Consider the following 21,823-nt stretch of genomic DNA (forward strand, 5'->3'; position numbering starts at 1 on the left):
CCGTGCGGGCTTTTTATTGAGGAAGATTTGATGAGCGGCCAACAGACCCTTCAGGAGCTGGACCGGATTGTCGGGACGACGAACGAGCTACTGCTGTCACCCGAAGTGAAAATGATGGACGTTGGTGGCGGAGTTATTCGCCCAACCAATGCGATGGTGATGACGAACTTGGCCACGCTGCTTGGCGGTGCCATGCCTTATGCCTCGGTAGAGCTTGGCCTCGCTGCGACTGCCGACGGCACGAACTTCAGTGTGCTCTCAAGCGCGCAGGATGAGTACGTCAAGGTCTACCGAAATCAAGCCGGTGCTGCGGAATATGTGGACAGCTATCCGAACGCCGAGGCAACCCGTAGCGCAGATATTTTAGCGCGCACAGCACTCAGCCAGACCCCGCCACGATCGCTGGATGATGAAATGCCATGGGCAGTCGTGGACGAAAACTACCGGGCGATTCTGGCCGTAAAGAAGAGCGGCGCGGTCCATGCTCTTCTCGATACTCTGCCGGGGCTTGACCTTTTGGGCGACTATGCCTGGGCGGTGGTCGACTCCCAAGGCGTGGTGCTCCTGGGCATCAAGTGGAGCGGTGAGGTTGTCACGTTCGGGCAGAGCACCGGCGCCGTCGCCGCATACGCTGACGGTCCGGTTGGTGGCCAGGATATCTGGGTGCTGGTGGATGGCGTGCCGTATCAGGTCACGTCCAGTGGCGACAACTTCTCACCGCAGGTGTCGAGCGGGAGACTGTCTTACATTCGCCGCGGCTCCAGCGTGGCATCCGTTACCGTAGACGTGCCTATTCCAGGTTCCGTTGCGCCATTTGTACAGACACTGTTGCATATCCTGGGGTATGGCCAGTCGCTGGCCATGGGCGACACCAGTGTGGTCCAGACCACCCAACCGCCAACTGCCAATCGCCTTCTGACCATCCAGAGCGGGGTCATGCTGACAGATCAGGAAACCACCCTGACTGACGCGATGGTGGTCCCATTCAAGCCTCTGGTAAGCGTCGTGCGTGAGGTCCCGGTTGTTCAGCTGTCTGGCCAGCTCAATCGCCTGCGAGGCGTGCCCGCAAATGCCGGGGTACTTACCAGCGCCCATGGCAGGAACGGGCGAACCATTGCACAGCTGAGCAAAGGGTCGCTCTACTACAGCAACCTCCTGACGGCGGTGGCCTCGTCTAAGGCAGAAGCAACACGACTGGGGCTGGCCTACCGGGTTCCGTTCGTTGACTGGATTCAAGGTGAGGCTGACCGGAACATGGCCCAGGCCACCTACCTGGCGGCTCTGCTCCAGCTTCAATCTGATCTGGACACTGATATCCGCGCGGCGTCTGGCCAGAGCGAGCCGGTGCCGATGCTTTTGGATCAGATCAGCAACTTCACCAACTACGGGCTTGTGAGCAGCTTCGTGCCGCTGGCGCAGCTGCAGGCGGCTCTCGACTACCCAGACCGGTTTGCCTGTGCAGGTCCCAAGTACTGGGTTCCAAGCAACACGGATGGCACTCATCTCACCGGCGACAGCTACACCCGTATCGGTTGCATGCACATGCGCGCTGCGGAGGCGCTGATCCGAGGTGGACGCTGGCTGCCCACGCATGCCATTTCAGCAGTCCGCACAGGTGCCGTGGTTGTCGTTCGCTTCCACACCCCATCCGGGCCTCTGACCGTGGACACCGGCAACGTCACTGACCCAGGGAACTGGGGCATTCGCTACGTGGACGACACATCGAGCGCGAGCGTGACGACAGTCCGACTCCTTGGCGACAACCTGATTGAGGTAACGCTCAGCGCAGAGCCGACTGGCTCAAACCCATACATCGGTATTGCCGACGCGGGAGTTGCGGGCCAGCCACTTGGCCCAACGACCGGTGCGCGTGCATGCCTGCGCGATAACAGCCCAGATCGAGACGGCCAGGGACGTCCTGTTTACAACTGGGCCTGCCATCAGCGCATCGCGGTTCAATCCGCTTAATACAGTCCACAGACCGAAGGAAATAACATGGCTGGCCAACTTATTCGCCTACCAGGCGTTACCGCCGCTGCAGCAGCTGGAGCACCTCGAATCATCATGACCGGGCCGGATGCGGTGGCAGCTCAGATTGCTTCGCTCAAGCACGTAGTCAGCGCGAGAAGTATGACCCCGCTTAGCGGTGGCGGTGTTTCAGGACGGTGTCGGCTTACAGGCAAGCCACTCACTCCACTGGGGGTGAACATTGACCGCTGGCAGGTTCTTACCCTTGGTGGCAAAGAGGCTCTTTATTCCGGTCCAGCGGCATCTGGCGGCCAGGGTGCTGCGGCGTCTATTGCGCTCCCGGCAGGAAGCCTGACCCAGTCCTATACGGCAGTGGGCGCATTTGCTTGGGATGCTGCTGACCGTGCAGGCAACTATCTGACCAACTTCGTGGTTGGCTTTGATGCGGGCGCTCCAACCCGGCGTCTGTTCCGAGCATATGGCCTGCAGTATGCGACCCCCGTAGAGGCCAGAGGAACCATGGCGACTGGCTCGGGTGAATTCACATCGGTGTATGAATCGATCCCGACTACTGAATGGGGGATCTTCGTCGCGGACTACAACCACGAAACCCGTGTGATTTCCCTTTCCATCAATGACGCTGACAGCTTCACGCAGCGAACCGAAACGGTTGCAACGCCGACCCCTTCTGCTGACGCATATCTGGAACTCGGATATCACAACAGCGTGAACGCCCTGCGAAACTCTAAGGTTGGCGACCTATATACCTTCAGTGAGTCGCTGCTTTCATCAGCCCTGGGAGCCGCCCAGCTTAAGCAATTGATGGCTGAACTGAAGGCTTACTACAGCGTCCCCTGACCATGAATCGGAGAGCGCAGCCGCCTTGAGCGGTTAATGAGATGGTCACCCCGACACCCTGCGAGGGCTACGCTTTCGCAGGGTGTTTTCATTCCGGAGGCCATCATCATGAGCGATTTGGCACTGGTCGGTATCGACCTCGGCAAACATACCTTTCATCTGCACGGCCAGGATAAGCCCGGCCGGGAGCTGTTTCGCAAGAAGCTCTCACGACAGCAAATGATGCGGTTCTTCGCCAACCTGCCAGCGTGCACCGTGGTGATGGAAGCATGCGCCGGCGCACATTTCGTCGCTCGTGAGCTGACCGCCCTGGGGCATCAGGCGAGGCTGATTTCTCCTCAGTTCGTTAAGCCCTTTGTCAAAGGCAACAAAAACGATTTCGTCGATGCGCAAGCTATCTGCGAAGCCGCTTCGCGCCCTTCGATGCGTTTCGTTTCGCCCAAGACCGAAGCTCAGCAGACTCTTTCTGTGTTACATCGCCTACGCGAGTCACTGATCCGTGACCGCACTAAGGCCGTCAACCAGATGCATGGGTTCTTGCTTGAGTTCGGCATCAGCTTGCCTCAGGGCCTGGCGGTCATGAAGCGTTTGTCTGCTGTTCTAGCGGAGCACGAGCTGCCTGCTCGGCTGACAGTGCTGCTGCAACGTCTGCATGACCATTTCGCCTATTTGGACGAGCAGGTCAAGGCACTGGATAAAGAGCTGGTTGGCCAGCTGGCCGACGATGATCTAGGGCGTCGTTTGTTGAGCATGCCCTGTGTCGGGCCGATCACCGCCAGCCTGCTGGCTGTGGAAATGGGCGATGGTCAGCAATACGGCTGCAGTCGCGATTTTGCCGCTTCTCTAGGCTTGGTGCCCAGGCAGTACAGCACTGGCGGCAAAGCTAACTTGCTAGGGATCAGCAAGCGAGGCGACAAGAATCTGCGACGCCTTTTGGTGCAATGCGCCAGGGTCTACATGCAGAACCTGGCGCGGCAGAAGGGGGCTCTGGCGGACTGGGTGCGAGCGCTTATGACGCGCCGACACTCAAACGTGGTCGCCTGTGCACTGGCCAATAAATTCGCCCGCATAGCTTGGGCGATTTCTGCTCATCACACCCAATACGAAACAGGGCCAGGCGCCTTGAACGCCTGACCCTGTGGTTGTTGCTGTACCACGATCCACCTTTCAGGTTTTGCGATAGCTGAGCAATAGATGAAATAAACGGCCTACCGGCCTGGCGAGGATCCTGACATAAAAATCGGCTCTCGAAGCCGAGCGGTTTTTAAGGATCGTCAGGCGCGGCTCTCATCGTGGCGCGGGGCTTGCCCCAATTTGACGCCGGATAGATTTAAGCAAGCCATCCATTTCATCCGTTAATCAGTATTGCAAAAAATGGGGTGACCATAGATTTTTTGTGCCTGAAATTTACCCGGCCCGCCCAGCGCGGGCTTGTTTTTGTCCATAGGAAATCTCATGGCCAGACTCACCGAATCTCAGGCCGGAGGCGCTAACGTGCTCCGGTTTCTGGATCTGATCGCCTTCTCTGAAGGAACCTCGACCATCAAGGCCAGCGACGATGGTTACAACGTGCTGTACGGCGGCGGCCTATTCCAGGGCTATGCCGATCACCCGCGGCGCAAGCTGACTTTTCCCATCAACGGCAAGCCGGTCACCAGCACCGCCGCTGGCCGGTACCAGTTGCTGGAGCGTTACTGGAATGCATACTGGATCAGCCTGCGCCTGGCTGGCGGCTTCACACCGGAGAACCAGGACCGCATTGCGCTGCAGCAGATCCGGGAGCGCCGGGCCCTGGACGACATAAAAGCCGGCCGCATCCAGCAGGCTGTCGCCAAGTGCTCGAACATCTGGGCCAGTTTCCCGGGCAACAGCTACGGCCAGAACCCGCACAAGCTGGAAAAGCTCCTGGCTCAATGGCAGAAGCTGGGCGGGGCGCTGGCATGATCGCGCTGCCCATCGGTCATAGCCGGTTACTGGCGGTGCTGGCCGGCTGCATGCTGTTGATCGGCATGGGCGCTGCCGGCGGCGTGTGGCAGGCGGCCCGGCATTACCGCCCGCTGCTGGATGCCTCGGCTGGGGAGGCTGCCGCCTGCAAAGCTGCTCGCGACAATCTTGCAGGCTTGGCGCAGGAGCAGGGCAAGGCTTTGGGCGACCTGACCCTGGCCGCGAACGTCCGCCAGGCCGGCGCGGAAAAGGCAGTGGGCGAGGCCAAGGCCAGTGCAGGCATCGACTACGCCGCGGCGAACCTGCTGCAGCAAGAGCACACCGGCGGCGACCAGTGCGCCGCTGCCACCTCCATCATCGACAAGGAACTTGGCCTATGAGGATGGGGCTGAACTCGCACTCCTGTGGGAGCGGAACGGGTCTTTACCAGGCGGTACGCCGTGTAATCCGTGGCTTCGCCTGTAGGAGCGGGCTGATGCTGGCGCTGGGGCTGGCCGGGTGCGCAGGGAAGAGCGAGCCCAAAATTCAGTACGTTCGTGTCGAGGTGCCGGTGCAGGTACCATGCCGAGCACCGGAGGTCGCGGTGCCGCCGTGGGCAACTGCCGGCCTGCGCAAGACCGACAGCCTAGAGGTAAAGGTTCGTGCGCTGCTGGCAGAGAGACGGCAACGGATAGGATATGAGCGCTTGTTGGAGGCTGCTGCATCGTCTTGCCGTTGAGAGGCCGTCCCGCTAAAAAAACGAAGCCCCGGATGCTGGCGTCCGGGGCTTCTGGCTATCTTGGTCCCTATGAGAGGAAAGTTAGCGTGGCAAGATGGTACCAGCGCTAGCCCTCAGAGTCACCAGCATCTGAGCTAGCTACCCTAGGCCTGTAGCCATCCGCGCCGCCATGGTGCTCTCCGACCTGCTCAGCAGGTCTGTCGAAACGAATCGAGAGCTGGCGCAGGCTTATGATCGAGCCAGAATAGCGAGCATTGCGTGCGAGGCATCCTATAATGCCCTGATCGAGTAATGCTGTGTAACAGTTCGAGCCGCCCCGCCATACTGCAGGCTCTTCGCAAGGGATTATATGGAAAGATTTCGACAGCTTATCGCATCTGTAAAAAGAAGGTTCCCCAAAGAAAACTTCTTTGATGAGTTTGATCTTAGGATAGAGGAGTCGGTTCAAGCTAGAGAAATGTTTGGCTCCTATGATCGAGCATTTTCGAAGATGCCTGAAGAATTATGGATCGACTTTCTAGGCAAGGTTGTTGGCTATTTTAGGGACCATCGAAATGGCCAGCTTAAACAAGGGTTTTTCACGCGCCTGAACGAAGCGTTTGCTTATGAATACCTTAATATGCAAGGATTTGAGCAAATAAGGTTCATTCCTGAGGGAGGGGGTAGATCACCTGATTTGTCGTATTTGGAGCATGGTGAACTGAAGCACTGTGAGGTAAAAACCATATGTGTCTCCCAAGATGAACTCGATAGAGTAGCGCTAGGGGATTGCTATGATTCTTCAGTGTATACGAATTTATCGAATGAGTTTTTTGCAAAATTCCTCTCAACGATAAGTGTCGCAGGCGGCCAAATAGACGCTAGTGGAACTAGTGGGTTGATTTTCATTGTTTTGTTTTTTGATGATTATACATTGCAATATTATGACAATTATGAGCGCCAGATCACTCAATTGATCGACCAATGCGCTGATAAGCCCATCTATGTCAAGGTAGGCCTGTTAGGGGAGCGGTCAATTTGTAGCTCTGGACTTCCATCGTCATAGGTCAACAAATGGACAAACCTTCATTGGAATGGTTGAGGCCGGCGAGCCGCTGATTCAGCAGGCTGTCGACGCCCTGCGGGAGTATCACCAGGCCCAGGATCGCGGCGCGCCGGCGGAGGAGATCGAGCGCCTGCGGCTGCTGGCTGAGTCGCTGTTCCAGGTGGTATCCGATTACCAGCTCCGCGTCATCGCCAAGGCCAGAGGTAAGGATTTGCCACCTCTTCACTGATCCGCTGATCGGCAATTGCCCGCGACCGATCCCGCCTATACGATACTGTTTATCCATACAGTATCGGTGCCCTATGTACTTCCTCCTCGTTCGCCGCCGCGTGAATGGCGTGGCCATCCCTACGAATCAGCTCGGCAAGATCACACCCATTCGGGCCGACATCCACATTGGTGACCACCACAGCGAGCCGCTGGGCCGGGTATCGACACAGGCCTGGGTGTTCAACCCTGCGCCTGGGCCGGACATCATTCCGCGTCTTCACGACGCCAAGGTCAACGGCATGGCTCAGCTCGGTATAAACATCAACGGGGTGGAGGAGGTCGACGGCGTACTCTACGCGCAGTCCTGGTGGTGCAGGGCAGAATGATGAATGGGATACCGAAAGCATGGCTGGATGAGCTGAACGACCAGTTCTGTTTGATAACCGATCCAGACGGCCGCGCCGCTGTGCTCGATGAGATGGCCTATGCCGCTCACCGCCGCCGTGAAGTCAGTTCGGAGAACCTGGTCGATATGCTGGAGCTGTCCGAGGCCGCTCGTTACTGGGCGCTGATGGAATTCGAAGAGGCCTATCACTCCCATCACGATCTGCTGAGCCCATAGTGCTCAGTGATTACGGCTACCGCCTAAGTGAACATCAAACCTTCATCCGCGTTAGCAAGCCTACCAGCTCCGCCTGACGCTCAGTCTCTGTTTTACGAAAGAGCGCACGCATCTGCGTACGGACGGTATTAATGGAGACATTCAAGAGAGACGCACAAGTTTCGGGCGTATGGCCTAGGCAAAGCAGTTCAGCCAGTCGCTGCTCAGCTGGGCTGAATTGAAAAAGCCGGGCTAACAAATCCCCCTGAAGCTGGCCACTCAGATAGGCAATCAATACAAGTGGTCTACTGGAATACTGGTTCAAAGGTGTATCAGTGTCGACCGGTGCTACTAATAAATCTTTCCCATTGGGCGAAAGGCGAAGACGGCTGGCTTGCTTAGAGCCTGTCTTTCCAAATGCCTTCTGAATATGATGCTGCAAGCGAGCATCCATATGGTGAGCGTGGAGTCGACCGAAGCGCTCGTAAAGTTCGAATTTATTCTGACTAACCTGCCTTGTCGCAGCATGATTTGCATAAACCACATAACCATCATCATCTAGCAGCCAGAGGGGAGTAGGGTGACGATCGAGCAAGAAGTCTCGTCTCTTAATTTCTAGTTCAAGGCGACCAAGCCTAAATGAAATTTCTGAAGCCCGTATAAGGTGCGGTGTTAAACGGTTGAGCAACAGCTCTTGTTGAACATTCGGACCGTGAGTCCCTCTGTTGGTCACCAACGAGAGAAAGGCCTCTGAGGTGCTGTCCTTGTGGATCTTGATTGCTGAAACACTCTTCATTCCATATTGGGCTTTATATTCCTGGTAGTAAGGATCGCGCCGGATGCGGTCAGCTCCTAGCTCCTGGTAGTCGTGATACCAAAGCCCAACCGACCGATCCTGCATAAAGGACCGAGTAGGATCGATATTACAGTAATAATTGTTGTAATCTTCTGCAGCTTGTTGCTCAAGCTGGTAAAATCTTGATACCTGTCCAGCCTTATTTTTTTGCTCCCAGAGCAGGAGCGCACCTTGTTGCCTCCCTGTAGCCTCTGCAAGCCTGCTCAGCAGGGTGGTCCAAGCCGCAGCGTCCAGCACCGATTCGTAGCACAGACCGACAAGGTCATCGTACAGCTTGTCCATATTGCTCATTAGGGCATACCTGCAGGGCTTGGGGTTAGCTGCTTCCAGAATACCAGAAGTTGGTAGCAGGTCTAGCCGGGCGGAAAGCTCAATGCGCATTCAGCACAGGGAAGGGCAATCATTCATTTGAATGATGTGGAGCGGTTTTTTTGAAACCATACTGACTCCACGCTCGTTAGCTCTGAATCGAAACTCTGAGGTGTTGTTGAATGGATAGGCTCTCTATAGTCGGTGCTGTGTTACTGATCGTCGCGCATGCTACACAAGCGGATCAGTTTAGAAAGTGGCCAGAAGAAGTTTCAGTTGATCCGGCTCTGAAAGAACAGGTGGAGAATGATCCGGCTGTGGGAAAGGCTCTAATAAAGTCAGGCACAATTCGAACGGTAATTCGATACAATGGCAGCGACTATGTTACCACAGCGCGGTATCGCAATGGTTTATGGGTAAGTGAGTCGGAGTATAAGATGTTGGGCGGATCAAGAAACAAGGCTGTGATGATCTATAGAGGTCTAACCGGTATCTTGGATAACACCGATGAAAACAATACGAACCCTACACGGTCAATAAGCTATAGCGAAGGTGACTCACAGACATGGCCTCCCAAAACGATCAAGTTGGTGCAAAAATACAGGACTGGAGGATATATATTATCTTGTAAGCAGCTGCAGTTTGCAGTCGACGAAATCAAAGGGTTTCCTGGGGGCATATATAAGATGCGCTGCGAGCATAGTGATGGCTTTCAGCCGCCATATTTTTACAATGTTTACTACTCCGATTTTTTTGATTACATAATTTCAGTAGGTGGTACAAATGGCGCACCAAGTCCTGGTTTGAGTTTTCAAGCAGAGGCCGAAGACCATCTGGGTCACAAATATAATGTCTCGTTCACCTCGCCAATGGGAGAACTTTTTTAGAGCGTGAAACGTTAACAATAACGGTCAGCAATTTAAAAGCCTGGAGCATTTTATGCGCACTGCAAAATATTTACTGGTAGGATTTATTTCTGTGAGCTATTTGTTGTTTAGCATCCTGGCAAGCGCTACCTGTGGCATGGAGGCAGGTAGATACGACCCTGACTGCCACGATTACAGTTCCAACGGTAAAAATGGTTCATCTCTGGATGATGCGGCGAGGGTTCTGAATTCGGTAGGAGCTTCATTAAAGCAGTACGAGACCCAGCGAAAAATTGAAAGAGAGCGTCAAGAAGCGGATGCGCAACGGGCAGCGGATGCCGCCGCGCAGGCAGCTCAGAAAAGAGATCTAACTTTGCAGCAGGATTATGCAAGAGAGGCCAGCCAGATTGAGGCCGATTCCGACTGGCGCGCGAGAGCTAAAAGCTATCAAAAGTCCTGCAACTGCCAAAAGATAGTAGGTCGGTGCTCGGCGAATATATCAATAATTCGCCAGGGCAAAACCGGGACTGATTATAAAGTCACTACGAACGAGCCCAATTGCGCGAAGGTTTCTTATTTTATTGACACTACACCATATTTCAGCATTGCAGGGAATAAAAGGCCGGCATTCGAACACAGTGCCAGTATGAAAAAGATCACAATGAAGAATTTTGATATCGAAAAGTGTGAGGTGTGCAGCTATGAGTAACCTCAGATCGGCGTTGGCGAGTATATTGCTGTTCTCTGCTACGGTTGAAGCCGAGCCCCTCCGGCGATGGCCAGTTGACGTTCCGATTAGTGCTGGTCTAAAAGAGCAGCTTGAAAATGATCCAGCTGTTGGAGCTTCTGGAGTAAAGAGTGGATATGTTAAGACTCGTGTCGTAACTAACACGATGGAGGGGGAGTCAGTTTACAGGCGCAGAGATGGATTTTGGGTGGTGGAGACGGCGATCTCTGTTCCTGGTCAACCGTTAAATAAATCAAAAGGTGTTTCAATTTATCATGGGCTGACCTATGTTGCTCTGCCGCCGAATGGTTTATCTGATATTAAGGGGATAAATTACCAAGAGCAAAAGCCGAAATCTTGGCCGTTCACGCCAGTTAAGATAAGTCACAGGTATACTTCTGATTTTGGTCTTATAATTTCGTGTGCTCCTTCATCTGTGGCGCCAGGGGTGCTTAAAAATCTTCCTGGGAATATATATAAAGTTAGTTGCAGAAATATAACGAATGTTGCGGGTGATTATGTTTACAATATATACTACTCTGACTTTCTTGATCTTACGATTTCCGGTGTTGGTAGCAGCGGGGAAGTATCCAGTATAGAGTTCGAGGCAGAGGTTTCAGATTATAGTGGGAACATCTACAGGACGTCATTTTCCTCACCAGATGGCAGGCTCTTTTAGGCTATTTACGACCTCCCATGAAACCTAAAGGGGCGCACCTCGGAATCTGATTCTTTGTAGAGTTTCCTGTTGGCTGAACCCTTGGATGGGGTGTTGTGTCTGTCAAAAACACACCGCAAGATGCTACGGCTTTACGGGATGAAAATCGGTGAAACTGACAGAATTTTGCCCGCAAATAGTCCAAAATCGATCCCAAAACTGAAACGGCTACCCTTGCAGTATGCGTCCTGTAGCCTTGCCGTTTCATCTTTGTTTTGGGATCGGTTCCACATCGCAATTGGCATGGTTTCTGGATTTATCCTGCGGTCTTGAAAACCGCTGACTAGACGCGAAAATCAGTTCCGCAACTCCTGCCATGCCCCTTGATTTTAAAGGGCTGCAGCCTTACTAGAAAAGTTTCTATGCGGAACTGAAAAGCTCGTAAGCTACTGAAAATCAGGAAAATGCAGGGCGGATTGCAAATCCGTTGATTTCGCTCGATGTCGGTGAGCGTTATGCGTGATCGGTATGGAAGGTCCTAGATCAGCATCGGACCAATTCGCGAACCAACCGGTGCGTTTTGGTGGGGGATAGAGGGGAGTTTCAGCCAGTAAAACCTACTCATCTCCACCCGCTAAATCCCATTGCATAGCGCATGGTGATGTTAGCGGTGGAGATCAAGGAGCTTACCTATCAATAACTTACGTGGCTTCTTCGCAGCTACGGACCAAATTGGAGCTTATCCAGCTCCTGCCAGTCGTTAGACGAGTTAATCCAGCGCGCATAAGTCGATAAGAGCATCTGCACGCCTTGCCCGAGCTGTTGGGCGATAAATGCGGGGTTGAGACCAGACATTGAGCATATTGTCGCATAGGTGTGGCGGCAGTTATACGGGGGCGGTACCTGATGCCCAAACCTTTCAGGATTGGCCGCCACTGGTGGTGCAGGTCCGACGTCTGCTTGACGTGCTCCCCATTCTTGCCGGGCGGCAAGACGAACGGCGATTCCCGTGCAGCGTGGTAGTGCGCCTCTGCATGAGCCTGCGGATAGCCTATCCCTAAGAACTGGACACCAAGCGCCAAACGACCGCGCGCGTGATTTCGTTCACCGACCGCCCCTTTTACGGGGGGGGGGAGGCAGCTCGCGCACAGCACAGTACAGTGCTTTAGTCGTCGTAGTGGTAGCGGCATTGCAGAACGGTGAGCATACCGGCCTCGAAGAAGTAGACCAGACGGTGCTCACGGGTGATGCGGCGGGACCACAAGCCAGATAAATCGCCTTTCAGCGGCTCAGGCTTGCCAATACCCGTGAAGGGGGTGCGTAGACACGCGTCAATCAGGCGGTTGACGTTGCCAAGTATGGTGAGGTCGGCACTCTGCCAGTGACAGTAATCCTCCCAGCCCTCTTTGGTGAACTTCACGCTTACCTTGTCGCGGGCTTCATCCTTGTTCCGCTGCTTCTGGTTCTTGCTCATTGAGGTCCAGTTCCTTCGTCAAGGCCTGGCCGTCCCGGAGCTGAGCGATGGATGAGCGCAAGCGCGAAGCGTTTTTGGACGATCCCAACAGGTGAATGGTCTCGTTCATCCCGTTGTAGTCCTCCAGGGACATCATTACTACGGGTTCGCCACGCTGTCGCGTGATTACGGCGGGCTCATGGTCCCGGCAAACATCATCCATTGTCTGCTTCAGTTCGGCGCGAGCCTGGCTAAAAGTCAGTACGTGCATTTGTCCATCCTCCGGGCTCTGCCCGGGTAAGGGTTGCTCTTTGGACCGCCACAGGCGACGCCCAAAGTTCTAAGAAAGTGAAGCCAGTCGGCCCGCACAGCGGCTCCGTAGTGACTCACAGTGTTCTCTCATCTGGATCAGAATCAGAATCGTCATTCCAGTAGCCACAGGCCACAGGTGTCCAGATGGATCCAGCCGTCGCTGGCAACCGCGGCCATTGTACCTAACGTTGTACAAGGCAGTAAACCGGTAGATGCAACGGGAGCTTTTAAGATGATCTGCAATGAGTGCGGAATGGAACACGCCAGCGATGACATTGAGCTTGTTTTCCGCCGAACGATTCTTTGTCCGGGCAACGCTACCTCTTCCCGTATTTCAGCGTGATGAGCCCTATAGCGTGGGGGTATGGGTTGAACTCATGCAACCAGATTTTGAACGTATCTACGAGCGGTGGGATGACCCCCCATCAGTTCTCTGAACCACTGTTTTCCGTATCCCTTGCCAACGCCATACCGACTTTTGGTGACACCAACGGCCTTCATGCTCAATTGCGGCTGACAGGGCCGACTACCAGGCCCCAGGCAGTCTCTCTGCGGCGATCCGCGTGCAGAACTACGCGTGGCGCATGCAAAGACGCTACATGCAATTGGAGGCTTTCGAGGCGGTCAGGGATAATACTCAAGCCAAGCTGTCGGCCGTGATCACCCAAACGGCGAACTCAGTGGCCAGCGCCATGATGAGTTACACCACTTGAGCAGTGATCAGCTGCCGACTTGCGAAGGACGCCCAGAGCATGAGTGCGCTTGCAGTTGACCGCGTCGCCCATTGTCGTAGAATCGCGCGCCCAAAATTCAGCAGGCATGGCGAGAGGGAGCTTGAATGCAGCGGGTGATGATCATTGGTCAGCCAGGGGCTGGGAAAAGTACCCTGGCGCGCAAGCTTGGCGAGCGCACAGGCTTGCCGGTCGTGCACATCGACACGATTCATTGGCAGCCAGGGTGGGTCGAGCGGAGCCGGGACGAGAAGACGCGTCTTTGTCATGAGGTCGAGGCCCGTGAGCGCTGGATCTTCGAAGGCGGGCATTCGACCACATGGAACAACCGGTTGGCCCGCGCAGACATGTTGATATGGATTGATCGTTCGGCTCCGCTTCGATTCTGGCGCGTGCTCCTCAGAACGGTGTTGAACCGCGGCCGATCCCGGCCTGACTTGCCGGACAACTGCCCGGAGTTGCTGGCCAACCTTCCGGAGTTTTTCAGGTTCATGTGGCGGACGAAAACCTCGTCTCGGGAGGCGATAAAGCGATTCGTGGCGACGGCCCCGTCGGGCTGTCGCGTGGTCTGCCTGCGGACCAATCGGGATACCGATGTTTTTCTCGCGAGTATGGGCACGCAGCCTGATCAGGTTGTGCAAGGTCATTAGATGCCAGATCGCGCTTGATTGGCGGCAGGTGTCTGCGGAGTAGGCGCATCAGAACGTTTTCACTTGCCCAAGGAGGCCCCATGGCGCTGACCAGCAAGATCACGGCTTACGACTCTGCATGGCCGCAACGGTATGAGGCGGTCAAAGTGCTGCTCGCCTCGGTATTAGGCGGTGAGCTTCTCGCCATTCACCATGTAGGCAGCACGGCTGTACCGCAACTTGCAGCAAAGCCTGAGATCGATGTGCTGGTCGAGGTTTCAGAGCATCGCAATGAGGCAGCGCGAGACGAGGTGTTGCTGACGCTGAGCTATGTACGCGGCAGTGACCTGTCGGAAGGACACCACTTCTATCGCCGCAATGTTGGCGAGATGCGGACCCACAAGATTCACATTTGCAGGCGTGGTCACCACTCAGTCATTCAGATGCTGACGTTCAGAGATCTGCTCAGGAACGACGCCTCCCTTCGGAAGCGATATCAAGACCTCAAGATTGAACTGGAAGCCACCAATATCGGCGGTATGGCTGAGTATCTGGAGAAAAAGGGGCCGTTCATTGTTGCGGCGTTGCTTGAGGTCGCTAATAGACGAAGGTGATGGTGCGCTCTGGTTCGGTAGCGGCCCAAATCCGCACTAGAGATCGTCAATGTCGGTGAATTTTAATCTGAAGCCCTTCATCCTTATGTGGCGCTCGAAAGTAGCTAGTGATCAGATCGAACTCCGCGTCAGTCGCCGCAAACTCATGCTCACCACGGTGGTTGCGAAGATGCAACCTGTCTCGACAGGTGTCATCGTCCACCTCGATGTAGTGGACGCAATGTGAAACCTCGGCTGCGTCAGCCAGGTTGCGCAGCCATAGTCGATCTTGAGGAGTATTTGCAGGAAAATCCAAAACGACAGTCACTCCAGCCCGAAGGATATCGATGACGAGCGGGCCCAGCACCTGCCGAATCTGGTGCGCAAGACGCACATAGTCGTTTACTGACTTGATCTGTTCAGGGTATAGCCGTGAGAGCCAATGATCCTCACTCAGCAGAACCGTCGATCCTTCAACTGCCAAGCTTTTGGCTAGCGTTGACTTACCGGATGCAATTTTTCCTGAGATGAGATGCAGCAATGGTTTGGGCATAGAGACGTCTCCTTGTCGAACCCCGATGATGCTCATTGAAAAGCACCGAAGCAATCACCGAGCATTCAAACGTTCGCTATGGGTCCAGGCTGTGTGAAAACGCCTGCGATTTTCTAACCTTCTGATCGTCGAGATCGTGGCGGGGACGATCATGAAGCGATTCATAGAAGGTGAATCTCGGACGCAAGTCACGTTGCTGCCGGAGTGCCTGGACGACTACATCACCGAAGAAAACCCAGTTCGGGTAGTCGATGTTTTTGTCGATGAACTTGACCTTGGAACACTCGGTTTCGAGGGTGTGGATCCTGCGGCAACGGGGCGTCCGGCGTAACATCCAGCAGTGCTGCTGAAAATCTACATCTACGGCTATCTCAACCGGGTTCAGTCCAGCCGTCGGCTTGAGCGCGAGGCAGAGCGCGATGTCGAGCTGATGTGGTTAACGGGCCGGTTGGCTCCTGACTTCAAAACGATTGCCGACTTTCGCCGAGACAACGGTAAAGCCATTCGCAGCGTCTGCCGGCAATTCGTAGTGCTTTGCCGCAACCTCAATCTCTTCACCCAGTCGATCATCGCCATTGACGGCAGCAAATTCAAAGCCGTGAATAACCGCGACCGCAACTTTACCCAGGGCAAGATCAAGGCGCGCATGCAGCAGATCGAGCAGAGCATTGACCGCTATCTTGCGGCGATGGATTCGGCGGTTCGGGCAGCGCCCGAGGTCGCCGAGGCCAAGGTTGAACGACTGAGCGAAAAAATAGAAAAACCGAAACAGCAGATGACGAAGCTCAAGGACATTGAAACGCAGCTTCACGCCAGCCCAGATCAGCAAATCTCTTTTACCGATCCTGATGCACGCTCAATGGCCACGAGTGGCCGACGAAGAGATCGGCGCTGAGTCGCTGACAGTGGTAGCCGACCGAGGCTATTACAAAGGTCCGGAAATCCTTACAGGCTGCACCAGCTTCTTTCGCTACTCGACGTACTTACTTGCGTTTTCACACAGCCTGGACCCAAAGCGGTCGGCCACGGTCTATCTTTTAAGACTTGAGTCAGATTGATCGAGGCCTTGATGCATGAATTCTCTCTGGATCGCAGTGGCTATTTTGGGGTGCTTGGTTGCCGCCTCGCTTCTCATGATGCAGTGGTACCCAAAGCTGGCATCCCACCATAGAGACGAAGACACAAATACAGTGATTCGCCTGGTAGCTAACATTTTTGTGGTTATGACATCGCTGGTCTTTGGATTGATGATCAATTCTGCCAAAAATACCTTCGAGTCCATTGACGCTAACTTTCATGGGTATGCAACCAGCATGATCATATTTGATCGGACACTGCGGGGCTATGGCGAATCGGCACAAGACACCCGCAACCGACTGGTCACCTATCTTGAGCACGCTATTGAGTCCCCGTACCGGGGGGACGAGGCGCTGCAACATCGTAACAGCGAGGCAGCTAAATACTTGGATGACATAGGAAAATCTTTGGCTGCCATAAAGCCGCCAGACCGCTACCATGAAACTATGCTTCAGGATATTCGTCAGCAATATCATTCGCTTATCGAGCAACGCTGGAGGATCGTCGAGCAGTCAGAGGGGGCAATTCCCGGCCCACTCATTGGGATGCTTGTTGCTTGGTTGACGCTCATTTTCGCCAGTTTTGGATACCGAGCGCCACGTAATTCAATGGTGATAGGAATGTTCATCGTTTCTTCAATGCTTATCGCGGCTTCCGTATATCTGGTATTGGATATGGACGTGCCATTTCACGGTCCTATCCAGATATCCGACGAGCCTCTGCGCAGGGCGCTCGCCGTAATGCAGCTTTAAGGAAGCAGGGCGCGCTTGTGTTCTGGATGATGACCTCGTGGCGGACTACATCAAAGTTCGATATTGGCCGATAGCTACCCCTGGAGAATTTCTGCAATGGGTCATAGCGGCGGCTTTCAACGCGCTGTGCAGTGCATTTCCGGCCCCTGATAGCCCCACACCACGATGGCCTCGCCATGGTGCTCCCATAGACTCTCATTTTGTCCCTGGTAGCGCGCGCCGCTTGCGGTCTGTTCTAGGTACATCAGCGAACTGCGGTCACCGAACTCGACGATGGCCGTGGGCGGCTCGGTGCGGAAGAAGCGGGCAACCACTTCCTTGGCCGGGTTGCCGTCACACTGGTAGAACACCGGGCCGGTGGCCTCGACCAGCCGGTAGCGCGCCTGCAGTTCGGCGATGCGCAGGCGGTAGCTGTCGGCGATGCAGGCGGGCTGGTCCGCGCTTTTCCAGCAATCGTTGCGGCCTTTGATCCAGCCCCGTTGCTCGGTCTTGAGCACCGGCGGATGTTCATTGCCGGCCTTCTGCTGCGCGGCTGTGTAGACCTCGGCCATTTTCCGGTCCATTGCCGAGAGCCGCTCGCTCTGGCAGATCTGTTGTTCGATGCTGCCGGCCTCGACCTGAGTGCAGTTGAAGGCAGGTCCCGCAGCTTGGGTGTGCGACAGAGGCAGGGTGAGCAGCAGGGGAAGCCAGTGCTTCATGGGAACCACCATTAGCGATTCAGAATACTGGGCTCAGTCTAGCTCTGCGCTGACTGACGTGGAGGGTGGACTAGCTTTTCGGCGGCTAATGACTGCTGTTGGCCGATTGCGGTCATTGCTAGCAAGTCACTGACATCTCTTATTTCACCATCGCTCTAACCTGGTGTGGAATCCTCAACCGGGCCCCGCTAGGCTCTGTACGAAAAGCCTTGATACTTGTTCATGCTGCGTTGAAAACAGCCTCGGAATGCTCATGTACTCCAGTACACTCCGCTTCCTCGGCTGTTTTCGCCTTGCCTGACCTGCGTCTCAAGACTTTTCGTACAGAGCCTAGCGCTCAGCGGCCGTGTGCTATGTTTCTAACTCCATTCATTATTCCCCGCCCTGAGCGCCTTGGTCTCATAACTCATGCAGTTCGTAAAATATCACGCAGCTGGCAACGACTATCTCGTCTACCACGACAAAACGCCATTCGATTGCTCTATGCTGGCCATCTCGGTGATATGCGACCGGCATAGAGGGTTAGGCAGTGACGGCATCCTTGTTCCTGTTATCGAGCCAGGCAAGATGCTCTCAGTGCAGATTTTCAATACCGATGGCTCCGAGGCGGAAAAGAGTGGCAATGGATTGCGAATCCTATGTCGCTACCTTTGGGATCAGCGCATCGTTTCGCACGAGCCCTTCGAGTTGTTAACCAAAGGCGGTAAGGTTCGTTGCCATGTACTTGACGACGGCCGACGCATTTCCATTGCCATGGGTATGGCGACATTCCCCGAAAACGAACGACACTCAATGGAAGTCGATGGCATGCGCCTGCACCTGAACCTTGTGTCGATGGGCAACCCCCATTGCGTGGTGTTTGTCGATCAGGCGACTGAGGCACTTGCACGCAAGCTTGGGCCAACCATTGAGCAATTGTCGCTCTTCCCAAACAGAACCAACGTGCAATTCGTGAACGTTGTCGATCGCCGAAACCTGATGGTGCAGATCTGGGAGCGTGGCGTGGGCTACACCCTATCTTCAGGCACCAGCAGCTGTGCCGCTGCGGCAGTCTCACGACGACTTGGGTTCGTTGACGATCATGTGACAGTGCACATGCCTGGCGGTGAGATCACCATCGAACTTGATGAGGACAACCACGTACTCATGAAGGGCCCGGTGTGCAAAATTGGGAGGTACTGGTTGGATCCGGAGTGTCTGGCATAGATCGGTTGAATACGCGGCACCTCTGTATTCGCCGTTATCGCGTGGACTGATCAAGCGTAGGTAAGTGTAACTAAGATCGAGAGTGCCGGATGAAGAGCAGGCAACAAACGAGGTTCTCTGATCAGGGAGATAAGAGACCATGAGGCGTTCAACCTTGGATCATCTGGTCATTGTTTCACCGACCCTTCCGTTAGGGGCGCAATTTGTTGAGCGTCAGCTTGGAGTACGGTTGCAGCCAGGTGGTGAGCATCCGCGAATGAGCACTCACAACCTGCTGCTGAGGTTAGGAGAGTCTTTCTATCTTGAAGTGATTGCTCCGGACAGTAAGGCGCCCTTGCCCACCAGGCCCAGGTGCTTTGGGCTGGATAGACTGAGCGCGCAAGCGTCGCCATATCTAGCCCATTGGGTCGCGCGTACAGAGCATCTGGATACCACAGACGAAGAACTCCGGAATGTTTTTGGCGAGATTGAACCGATGAGCAGGGGAGTGCTTTCGTGGAAAATCACCATTCAGCGTGATGGGCATCTACCACTGAATGGGGCAGTCCCTAGCTTGATCGATTGGGGCGAATCGGAGCATCCAGTTCAGAGACTCGGTGATCAAGGCTGCGAATTGGAACGCTTGGAAATTGCTTTTCCGAATCCCCGTTTGGTGGAACGCCAACTGGAGTCTATCGGTTTTACTGGCCCGGTGAGTGTATTACGCAGCGAGCGATGTGCATTGAAAGCTTATATCAATACACCGAATGGCCTGGTCATCCTGTAACGTGCAACCTGTCTTTTGCCGATTTGATGGCCTGGCCGAATTCGGCAGCGTGTGCTGACGAGACCTTATCGCTGATCGAAGGCTTCTGGGTGTTACTGGGCCAAATCGCTGAAACTGGCACAACTGTACTAGACAGGGCCGATGCACAGGCCGCTTACGGTGCGGCCTGATGCTCGATTCTCACGCTACTGCTGCAGTACTTGGCTGATCAACGGATGACGAGTGTGCAGCTATGATGGCTAAACGTGCGGCGGCGATCATGAGTTTAATCCAGTCTGCAGGCTCAACAGGCATGATCCGTATGCTTACTTGAAGGATGTTCTCACTCGCCTGCCGACGCAGCGTGCGAGTGAGATTACCGAGCTGCTGCCGCATAGGTGGGTGCCCGTTTAGTCACGCAAGGTGTGAGGGCGGGCGATACGTTTTTTCGAAACGGCTTTGCCAGATAACGTCAGTTTGCAGCCCGGAACCTAGCAATAGGTGATCTGAGAACACTTACACTGGAGGTGACGACACCGATGCCTGATAGCAAAGGCATCGGTGTCTCTTGCCAGCTCTGGCTGGGCGTCGGGGTCAACTCATCTCTGGAGCGAGGTGACTCATGAACGTCAGGCTTTCAATAGCGTACATATACTCAGAGAATCTCGGATCTCCATCGTTGAACGCCTTTGCCACTTTCTGTGCGTTCTCAAGACTGTCCCACATTGCTAAGTCCGCGAAGATTCGGTCGTCGCTCATCGGGCAGTAGGCACGGTACTCAATCAAACCGGGAAAGGTCTTTAACGTTTCCCGAAGCCCTGCGCGGAGCACAGGCACTTGCGCAACGCATTCCTGTTTGACCTTGAAAATGGCTAGTTCGAGTACATGAGATGAGCGCTGCATAGGGATGACCTGCTGTGTGTTAGGAAGTCCCAATTATCAATAGCTCATACTGACAGCGTAGTGTCAGTAGCAGTGATCGCTTTCCACTGGCTTGCCTGGTGCTTCATATACGCTTGGAGATCAAGGGCAGGATTGTCGGGTGATGGTTGTTGAGCAATAGCGATAGAGGCTATGCGATCGACCCGAAAATCGCGGTAAGCCGCCCTGGTACTACACCAGCTTCCAACCGTCCACTTTCCTCCCCAGTAGAAAAGGCCAAGGGGGGAAATGAGGCGTTGCGAAACTGCACCATCCAAGCTGGTATAAGTTATCGTCAGCGCCTGTGCATTTTCGATGGCATTTCGAAGGGTTGCGAGATGGCCACGCGTCGAGGAAGGAGTGGTTCCAAGCGCCCTGATTTTTGCCGTGCTGGGGTCAATCTGGTGATGGGCTATGGACGCTGAGATTTTGCTCAACAACATCCTTGCAGCAGCACTTAGATCGTTATCGGCGGAAGCTGAAAGCATTTCCATCCCGAGCATCAATGTATCCAGTTCGAGCCTGTTCAACGTTAATGGCGGCATCTCGAAGTCGGCATCCAAGGCATACCCCACGCCGGCGGTACCATAGATTGGGATTCCACTGAAGGAAAGATCGTCGATGTATCGATAGATTGAGCGAACGGAAACGCCAATTCGGCTAGCCAGTCGTTCAGCAGAGATTGGCTGATGGACGCGAATCAGATTTACCAATTGAAATAAGCGATCAGCTTTACGCACTAGGTGTGCCCAACTGAGAGTCCTTTGCAAGCTCGATGGCCGCGTTAATGGCGGCCCGAGCTTGGGGGCTATTCTTCCAGCAACTCGATCCCACTGCTGCCGATGCCTGAGCCAGGATGTCACAAGCATTCGCTTTGCTGAGCACAGCCAGCGAGTCAATGCCCATCTGCTCAAGGCGAGCGATAACGGCCGGCCCTACGCCCTTTAGGGCCAACAAGGCATTATGTTCCGTCAGTGGAAATGGCATCCGTAAACTCCTGTTATCGGCCAATGAAACAACCGGAGTTTGCCCGACGGGACAGGGCATCTCAATAGATGGACTCCATCGCCCTCAGCGTAAGCATCAGGACGGTGCGCGCGTCAGGTTTGGGCCAATTTTGGGCCACAGCCCACCTTTGCTCGGGTGGAGCACAAAGGGTCTGACCGGGTATGGGGTTTTGGACGCCATACGCCGGAGCGTGGCCATCCGCTAGGCTAGGTTGTCCATCCGCCGGTAGTTCATGGCGCTCGCCTGGCGGAACACCGTAGCCACTTTCCTTGAGCGACCGTGCGTTGACCGCGCGGCGATTGAAGGGGGGGCTGGTGGTGCGACCACGGCTGTTAGATGAAAAAAGCAGATGTAAAAAAATGTAACATACACCTTCAGCAGTGGA

General features: G+C 54.7%; 25 protein-coding genes and 5 pseudogenes. 21 read left to right on the forward strand and 9 right to left on the reverse strand.

The window, feature by feature from the left end:
* Nucleotides 1–30 precede the first annotated feature (30 nt).
* The 10 genes and pseudogenes from ACK59Z_RS02505 to ACK59Z_RS02550 form a co-directional block, all read left to right on the forward strand.
* The gene (locus ACK59Z_RS02505; RefSeq protein WP_409292309.1) at nt 31–1,968 is read left to right on the forward strand and encodes a hypothetical protein; all 1,938 of its coding nucleotides are present in this window, start codon (nt 31–33) and stop codon (nt 1,966–1,968) included.
* 27 nt (nt 1,969–1,995) lie between these two features.
* On the forward strand, nt 1,996–2,826 hold the full coding sequence (locus ACK59Z_RS02510) for a hypothetical protein (protein WP_409292311.1): 831 nt from the start codon (nt 1,996–1,998) through the stop codon (nt 2,824–2,826).
* Between the two features lie 108 nt (nt 2,827–2,934).
* A complete protein-coding gene (locus ACK59Z_RS02515; RefSeq protein WP_054573869.1) occupies nt 2,935–3,960 on the forward strand; it encodes an IS110 family transposase in 1,026 nt (341 codons plus the stop codon).
* A 321-nt stretch (nt 3,961–4,281) separates the two neighbouring features.
* Nucleotides 4,282–4,770: a glycoside hydrolase gene (locus ACK59Z_RS02520; protein WP_409292313.1), complete on the forward strand. Its 489-nt coding sequence runs from the start codon at nt 4,282–4,284 to the stop codon at nt 4,768–4,770.
* Nucleotides 4,767–5,150 carry a hypothetical protein gene (locus tag ACK59Z_RS02525; protein WP_409292315.1) on the forward strand — a complete coding sequence of 128 codons (384 nt, stop codon included), beginning with the start codon at nt 4,767–4,769 and terminating at the stop codon, nt 5,148–5,150. The genes ACK59Z_RS02520 and ACK59Z_RS02525 overlap by 4 nt, the downstream gene beginning before the upstream one ends.
* 492 nt (nt 5,151–5,642) lie before the next feature.
* A pseudogene (locus tag ACK59Z_RS02530) lies at nt 5,643–5,780 on the forward strand (DUF2514 family protein); the annotation flags it as partial.
* 57 nt (nt 5,781–5,837) lie between these two features.
* Nucleotides 5,838–6,533 (forward strand): hypothetical protein, encoded by a 696-nt coding sequence (locus ACK59Z_RS02535; RefSeq protein WP_409292317.1) that lies wholly within the window; start codon nt 5,838–5,840, stop codon nt 6,531–6,533.
* A 28-nt stretch (nt 6,534–6,561) separates the two neighbouring features.
* Nucleotides 6,562–6,762: a hypothetical protein gene (locus tag ACK59Z_RS02540; protein ID WP_409292319.1), complete on the forward strand. Its 201-nt coding sequence runs from the start codon at nt 6,562–6,564 to the stop codon at nt 6,760–6,762.
* 73 nt (nt 6,763–6,835) lie between these two features.
* Nucleotides 6,836–7,129: a hypothetical protein gene (locus ACK59Z_RS02545; protein ID WP_409292321.1), complete on the forward strand. Its 294-nt coding sequence runs from the start codon at nt 6,836–6,838 to the stop codon at nt 7,127–7,129.
* Nucleotides 7,126–7,338 (forward strand): annotated as a pseudogene (locus ACK59Z_RS02550) (hypothetical protein); the annotation flags it as partial. The gene ACK59Z_RS02545 and the pseudogene ACK59Z_RS02550, both read left to right, overlap by 4 nt.
* A 61-nt stretch (nt 7,339–7,399) precedes the next feature.
* Here ACK59Z_RS02550 and ACK59Z_RS02555 read toward each other — a convergent pair.
* Entirely contained in the window at nt 7,400–8,491 is a 1,092-nt protein-coding gene (locus ACK59Z_RS02555; protein WP_409292323.1) for a helix-turn-helix transcriptional regulator, read from the reverse strand.
* 200 nt (nt 8,492–8,691) lie between these two features.
* On the opposite strand from ACK59Z_RS02555, the gene ACK59Z_RS02560 reads away from it, so the two are divergent.
* Genes ACK59Z_RS02560 through ACK59Z_RS02570 form a run of 3 tightly spaced genes read left to right on the forward strand, consistent with a single transcriptional unit; the run spans nt 8,692 to nt 10,781 of the window.
* Nucleotides 8,692–9,396, forward strand: a complete 705-nt coding sequence (locus ACK59Z_RS02560) for a hypothetical protein (protein WP_409292325.1) — start codon at nt 8,692–8,694, stop codon at nt 9,394–9,396.
* Between the two features lie 52 nt (nt 9,397–9,448).
* Nucleotides 9,449–10,084, forward strand: coding sequence for a hypothetical protein (locus ACK59Z_RS02565; protein ID WP_409292327.1), 636 nt, complete (start codon nt 9,449–9,451; stop codon nt 10,082–10,084).
* Nucleotides 10,077–10,781 (forward strand): hypothetical protein, encoded by a 705-nt coding sequence (locus ACK59Z_RS02570; protein ID WP_409292329.1) that lies wholly within the window; start codon nt 10,077–10,079, stop codon nt 10,779–10,781. Before ACK59Z_RS02565 ends, ACK59Z_RS02570 begins: the two co-directional genes overlap by 8 nt.
* Before the next feature lie 699 nt (nt 10,782–11,480).
* On the opposite strand, the pseudogene ACK59Z_RS02575 reads toward ACK59Z_RS02570, so the two are convergent.
* The 3 genes and pseudogenes from ACK59Z_RS02575 to ACK59Z_RS02585 form a co-directional block, all read right to left on the reverse strand.
* A pseudogene (locus ACK59Z_RS02575) lies at nt 11,481–11,767 on the reverse strand (site-specific integrase); the annotation flags it as partial.
* A gap of 158 nt (nt 11,768–11,925) precedes the next feature.
* Complete coding sequence (locus tag ACK59Z_RS02580; protein ID WP_070096704.1) at nt 11,926–12,234, reverse strand: Txe/YoeB family addiction module toxin; 309 nt, start codon at nt 12,232–12,234, stop codon at nt 11,926–11,928.
* Nucleotides 12,200–12,484 (reverse strand): type II toxin-antitoxin system Phd/YefM family antitoxin, encoded by a 285-nt coding sequence (locus ACK59Z_RS02585; RefSeq protein WP_070096705.1) that lies wholly within the window; start codon nt 12,482–12,484, stop codon nt 12,200–12,202. The genes ACK59Z_RS02580 and ACK59Z_RS02585 overlap by 35 nt, the downstream gene beginning before the upstream one ends.
* Before the next feature lie 310 nt (nt 12,485–12,794).
* Between ACK59Z_RS02585 and ACK59Z_RS02590 the strand changes: the two genes are divergently transcribed.
* The 3 genes from ACK59Z_RS02590 (at nt 12,795) to ACK59Z_RS02600 (ending at nt 14,499) form a co-directional block, all read left to right on the forward strand.
* Entirely contained in the window at nt 12,795–12,962 is a 168-nt protein-coding gene (locus tag ACK59Z_RS02590) for a DUF2199 domain-containing protein (RefSeq protein WP_375135885.1), read from the forward strand.
* A 401-nt stretch (nt 12,963–13,363) separates the two neighbouring features.
* On the forward strand, nt 13,364–13,906 hold the full coding sequence (locus ACK59Z_RS02595; RefSeq protein ID WP_028697204.1) for an AAA family ATPase: 543 nt from the start codon (nt 13,364–13,366) through the stop codon (nt 13,904–13,906).
* Between the two features lie 80 nt (nt 13,907–13,986).
* The gene (locus tag ACK59Z_RS02600; RefSeq protein ID WP_070096706.1) at nt 13,987–14,499 is read left to right on the forward strand and encodes a GrpB family protein; all 513 of its coding nucleotides are present in this window, start codon (nt 13,987–13,989) and stop codon (nt 14,497–14,499) included.
* Between the two features lie 46 nt (nt 14,500–14,545).
* Here the strand turns inward: ACK59Z_RS02600 and ACK59Z_RS02605 are convergent, their stop codons facing one another.
* Entirely contained in the window at nt 14,546–15,031 is a 486-nt protein-coding gene (locus tag ACK59Z_RS02605) for an ATP-binding protein (RefSeq protein ID WP_070096707.1), read from the reverse strand.
* A 151-nt stretch (nt 15,032–15,182) separates the two neighbouring features.
* Between ACK59Z_RS02605 and ACK59Z_RS02610 the strand changes: the two are divergent.
* Both ACK59Z_RS02610 and ACK59Z_RS02615 read left to right on the forward strand, forming a co-directional pair.
* Nucleotides 15,183–15,978 (forward strand): annotated as a pseudogene (locus tag ACK59Z_RS02610) (transposase); the annotation flags it as partial.
* 126 nt (nt 15,979–16,104) lie between these two features.
* Nucleotides 16,105–16,860: a DUF4239 domain-containing protein gene (locus tag ACK59Z_RS02615; protein ID WP_108191035.1), complete on the forward strand. Its 756-nt coding sequence runs from the start codon at nt 16,105–16,107 to the stop codon at nt 16,858–16,860.
* 116 nt (nt 16,861–16,976) lie between these two features.
* Here the strand turns inward: ACK59Z_RS02615 and ACK59Z_RS02620 are convergent, their stop codons facing one another.
* Complete coding sequence (locus ACK59Z_RS02620) at nt 16,977–17,558, reverse strand: MliC family protein (RefSeq protein WP_108191036.1); 582 nt, start codon at nt 17,556–17,558, stop codon at nt 16,977–16,979.
* Nucleotides 17,559–17,966: 408 nt separating this feature from the next.
* Between ACK59Z_RS02620 and dapF the strand changes: the two genes are divergently transcribed.
* The 3 genes and pseudogenes from dapF to ACK59Z_RS02635 all read left to right on the forward strand — a co-directional run.
* The gene (gene dapF / locus ACK59Z_RS02625; protein WP_070096979.1) at nt 17,967–18,764 is read left to right on the forward strand and encodes a diaminopimelate epimerase; all 798 of its coding nucleotides are present in this window, start codon (nt 17,967–17,969) and stop codon (nt 18,762–18,764) included.
* Nucleotides 18,765–18,903: 139 nt separating this feature from the next.
* Nucleotides 18,904–19,530 carry a VOC family protein gene (locus ACK59Z_RS02630; RefSeq protein WP_070096978.1) on the forward strand — a complete coding sequence of 209 codons (627 nt, stop codon included), beginning with the start codon at nt 18,904–18,906 and terminating at the stop codon, nt 19,528–19,530.
* A gap of 241 nt (nt 19,531–19,771) precedes the next feature.
* A pseudogene (locus ACK59Z_RS02635) lies at nt 19,772–19,923 on the forward strand (transposase domain-containing protein); the annotation flags it as partial.
* Between the two features lie 180 nt (nt 19,924–20,103).
* On the opposite strand, the gene ACK59Z_RS02640 reads toward ACK59Z_RS02635, so the two are convergent.
* From ACK59Z_RS02640 to ACK59Z_RS02650, 3 genes are read right to left on the reverse strand one after another with little or no spacing between them, the layout of a single operon-like run.
* Nucleotides 20,104–20,412, reverse strand: coding sequence for a hypothetical protein (locus ACK59Z_RS02640; RefSeq protein WP_108191038.1), 309 nt, complete (start codon nt 20,410–20,412; stop codon nt 20,104–20,106).
* A 44-nt stretch (nt 20,413–20,456) separates the two neighbouring features.
* Nucleotides 20,457–21,170, reverse strand: coding sequence for a YafY family protein (locus ACK59Z_RS02645; RefSeq protein WP_108191039.1), 714 nt, complete (start codon nt 21,168–21,170; stop codon nt 20,457–20,459).
* Entirely contained in the window at nt 21,163–21,417 is a 255-nt protein-coding gene (locus ACK59Z_RS02650) for a hypothetical protein (RefSeq protein WP_012052510.1), read from the reverse strand. Before ACK59Z_RS02650 ends, ACK59Z_RS02645 begins: the two co-directional genes overlap by 8 nt.
* Nucleotides 21,418–21,823: the final 406 nt, after the last annotated feature.

Source organism: Pseudomonas sp. KCJK9058, assembly GCF_046230975.1.
Classification (GTDB): domain Bacteria; phylum Pseudomonadota; class Gammaproteobacteria; order Pseudomonadales; family Pseudomonadaceae; genus Aquipseudomonas; species Aquipseudomonas alloputida.

Excerpts from the sequence above, each read along its gene's own strand:
- ACK59Z_RS02565 (WP_409292327.1), top strand. The coding sequence starts at position 9,449 with ATGCGCACTGCAAAATATTTACTGGTAGGATTTATTTCTGTGAGCTAT.
- ACK59Z_RS02545 (WP_409292321.1), top strand. The coding sequence starts at position 6,836 with ATGTACTTCCTCCTCGTTCGCCGCCGCGTGAATGGCGTGGCCATCCCT.
- ACK59Z_RS02505 (WP_409292309.1), top strand. The coding sequence starts at position 31 with ATGAGCGGCCAACAGACCCTTCAGGAGCTGGACCGGATTGTCGGGACG.
- ACK59Z_RS02580 (WP_070096704.1), bottom strand. The coding sequence starts at position 12,234 with ATGAGCAAGAACCAGAAGCAGCGGAACAAGGATGAAGCCCGCGACAAG.
- dapF (WP_070096979.1), top strand. The coding sequence starts at position 17,967 with ATGCAGTTCGTAAAATATCACGCAGCTGGCAACGACTATCTCGTCTAC.
- ACK59Z_RS02515 (WP_054573869.1), top strand. The coding sequence starts at position 2,935 with ATGAGCGATTTGGCACTGGTCGGTATCGACCTCGGCAAACATACCTTT.
- ACK59Z_RS02570 (WP_409292329.1), top strand. The coding sequence starts at position 10,077 with ATGAGTAACCTCAGATCGGCGTTGGCGAGTATATTGCTGTTCTCTGCT.
- ACK59Z_RS02520 (WP_409292313.1), top strand. The coding sequence starts at position 4,282 with ATGGCCAGACTCACCGAATCTCAGGCCGGAGGCGCTAACGTGCTCCGG.
- ACK59Z_RS02600 (WP_070096706.1), top strand. The coding sequence starts at position 13,987 with ATGGCGCTGACCAGCAAGATCACGGCTTACGACTCTGCATGGCCGCAA.
- ACK59Z_RS02555 (WP_409292323.1), bottom strand. The coding sequence starts at position 8,491 with ATGAGCAATATGGACAAGCTGTACGATGACCTTGTCGGTCTGTGCTAC.
- ACK59Z_RS02650 (WP_012052510.1), bottom strand. The coding sequence starts at position 21,417 with ATGCCATTTCCACTGACGGAACATAATGCCTTGTTGGCCCTAAAGGGC.
- ACK59Z_RS02640 (WP_108191038.1), bottom strand. The coding sequence starts at position 20,412 with ATGCAGCGCTCATCTCATGTACTCGAACTAGCCATTTTCAAGGTCAAA.
- ACK59Z_RS02590 (WP_375135885.1), top strand. The coding sequence starts at position 12,795 with ATGACATTGAGCTTGTTTTCCGCCGAACGATTCTTTGTCCGGGCAACG.
- ACK59Z_RS02630 (WP_070096978.1), top strand. The coding sequence starts at position 18,904 with ATGAGGCGTTCAACCTTGGATCATCTGGTCATTGTTTCACCGACCCTT.
- ACK59Z_RS02620 (WP_108191036.1), bottom strand. The coding sequence starts at position 17,558 with ATGAAGCACTGGCTTCCCCTGCTGCTCACCCTGCCTCTGTCGCACACC.
- ACK59Z_RS02605 (WP_070096707.1), bottom strand. The coding sequence starts at position 15,031 with ATGCCCAAACCATTGCTGCATCTCATCTCAGGAAAAATTGCATCCGGT.
- ACK59Z_RS02535 (WP_409292317.1), top strand. The coding sequence starts at position 5,838 with ATGGAAAGATTTCGACAGCTTATCGCATCTGTAAAAAGAAGGTTCCCC.
- ACK59Z_RS02540 (WP_409292319.1), top strand. The coding sequence starts at position 6,562 with ATGGTTGAGGCCGGCGAGCCGCTGATTCAGCAGGCTGTCGACGCCCTG.
- ACK59Z_RS02560 (WP_409292325.1), top strand. The coding sequence starts at position 8,692 with ATGGATAGGCTCTCTATAGTCGGTGCTGTGTTACTGATCGTCGCGCAT.
- ACK59Z_RS02585 (WP_070096705.1), bottom strand. The coding sequence starts at position 12,484 with ATGCACGTACTGACTTTTAGCCAGGCTCGCGCCGAACTGAAGCAGACA.
- ACK59Z_RS02525 (WP_409292315.1), top strand. The coding sequence starts at position 4,767 with ATGATCGCGCTGCCCATCGGTCATAGCCGGTTACTGGCGGTGCTGGCC.
- ACK59Z_RS02615 (WP_108191035.1), top strand. The coding sequence starts at position 16,105 with ATGAATTCTCTCTGGATCGCAGTGGCTATTTTGGGGTGCTTGGTTGCC.
- ACK59Z_RS02595 (WP_028697204.1), top strand. The coding sequence starts at position 13,364 with ATGCAGCGGGTGATGATCATTGGTCAGCCAGGGGCTGGGAAAAGTACC.
- ACK59Z_RS02510 (WP_409292311.1), top strand. The coding sequence starts at position 1,996 with ATGGCTGGCCAACTTATTCGCCTACCAGGCGTTACCGCCGCTGCAGCA.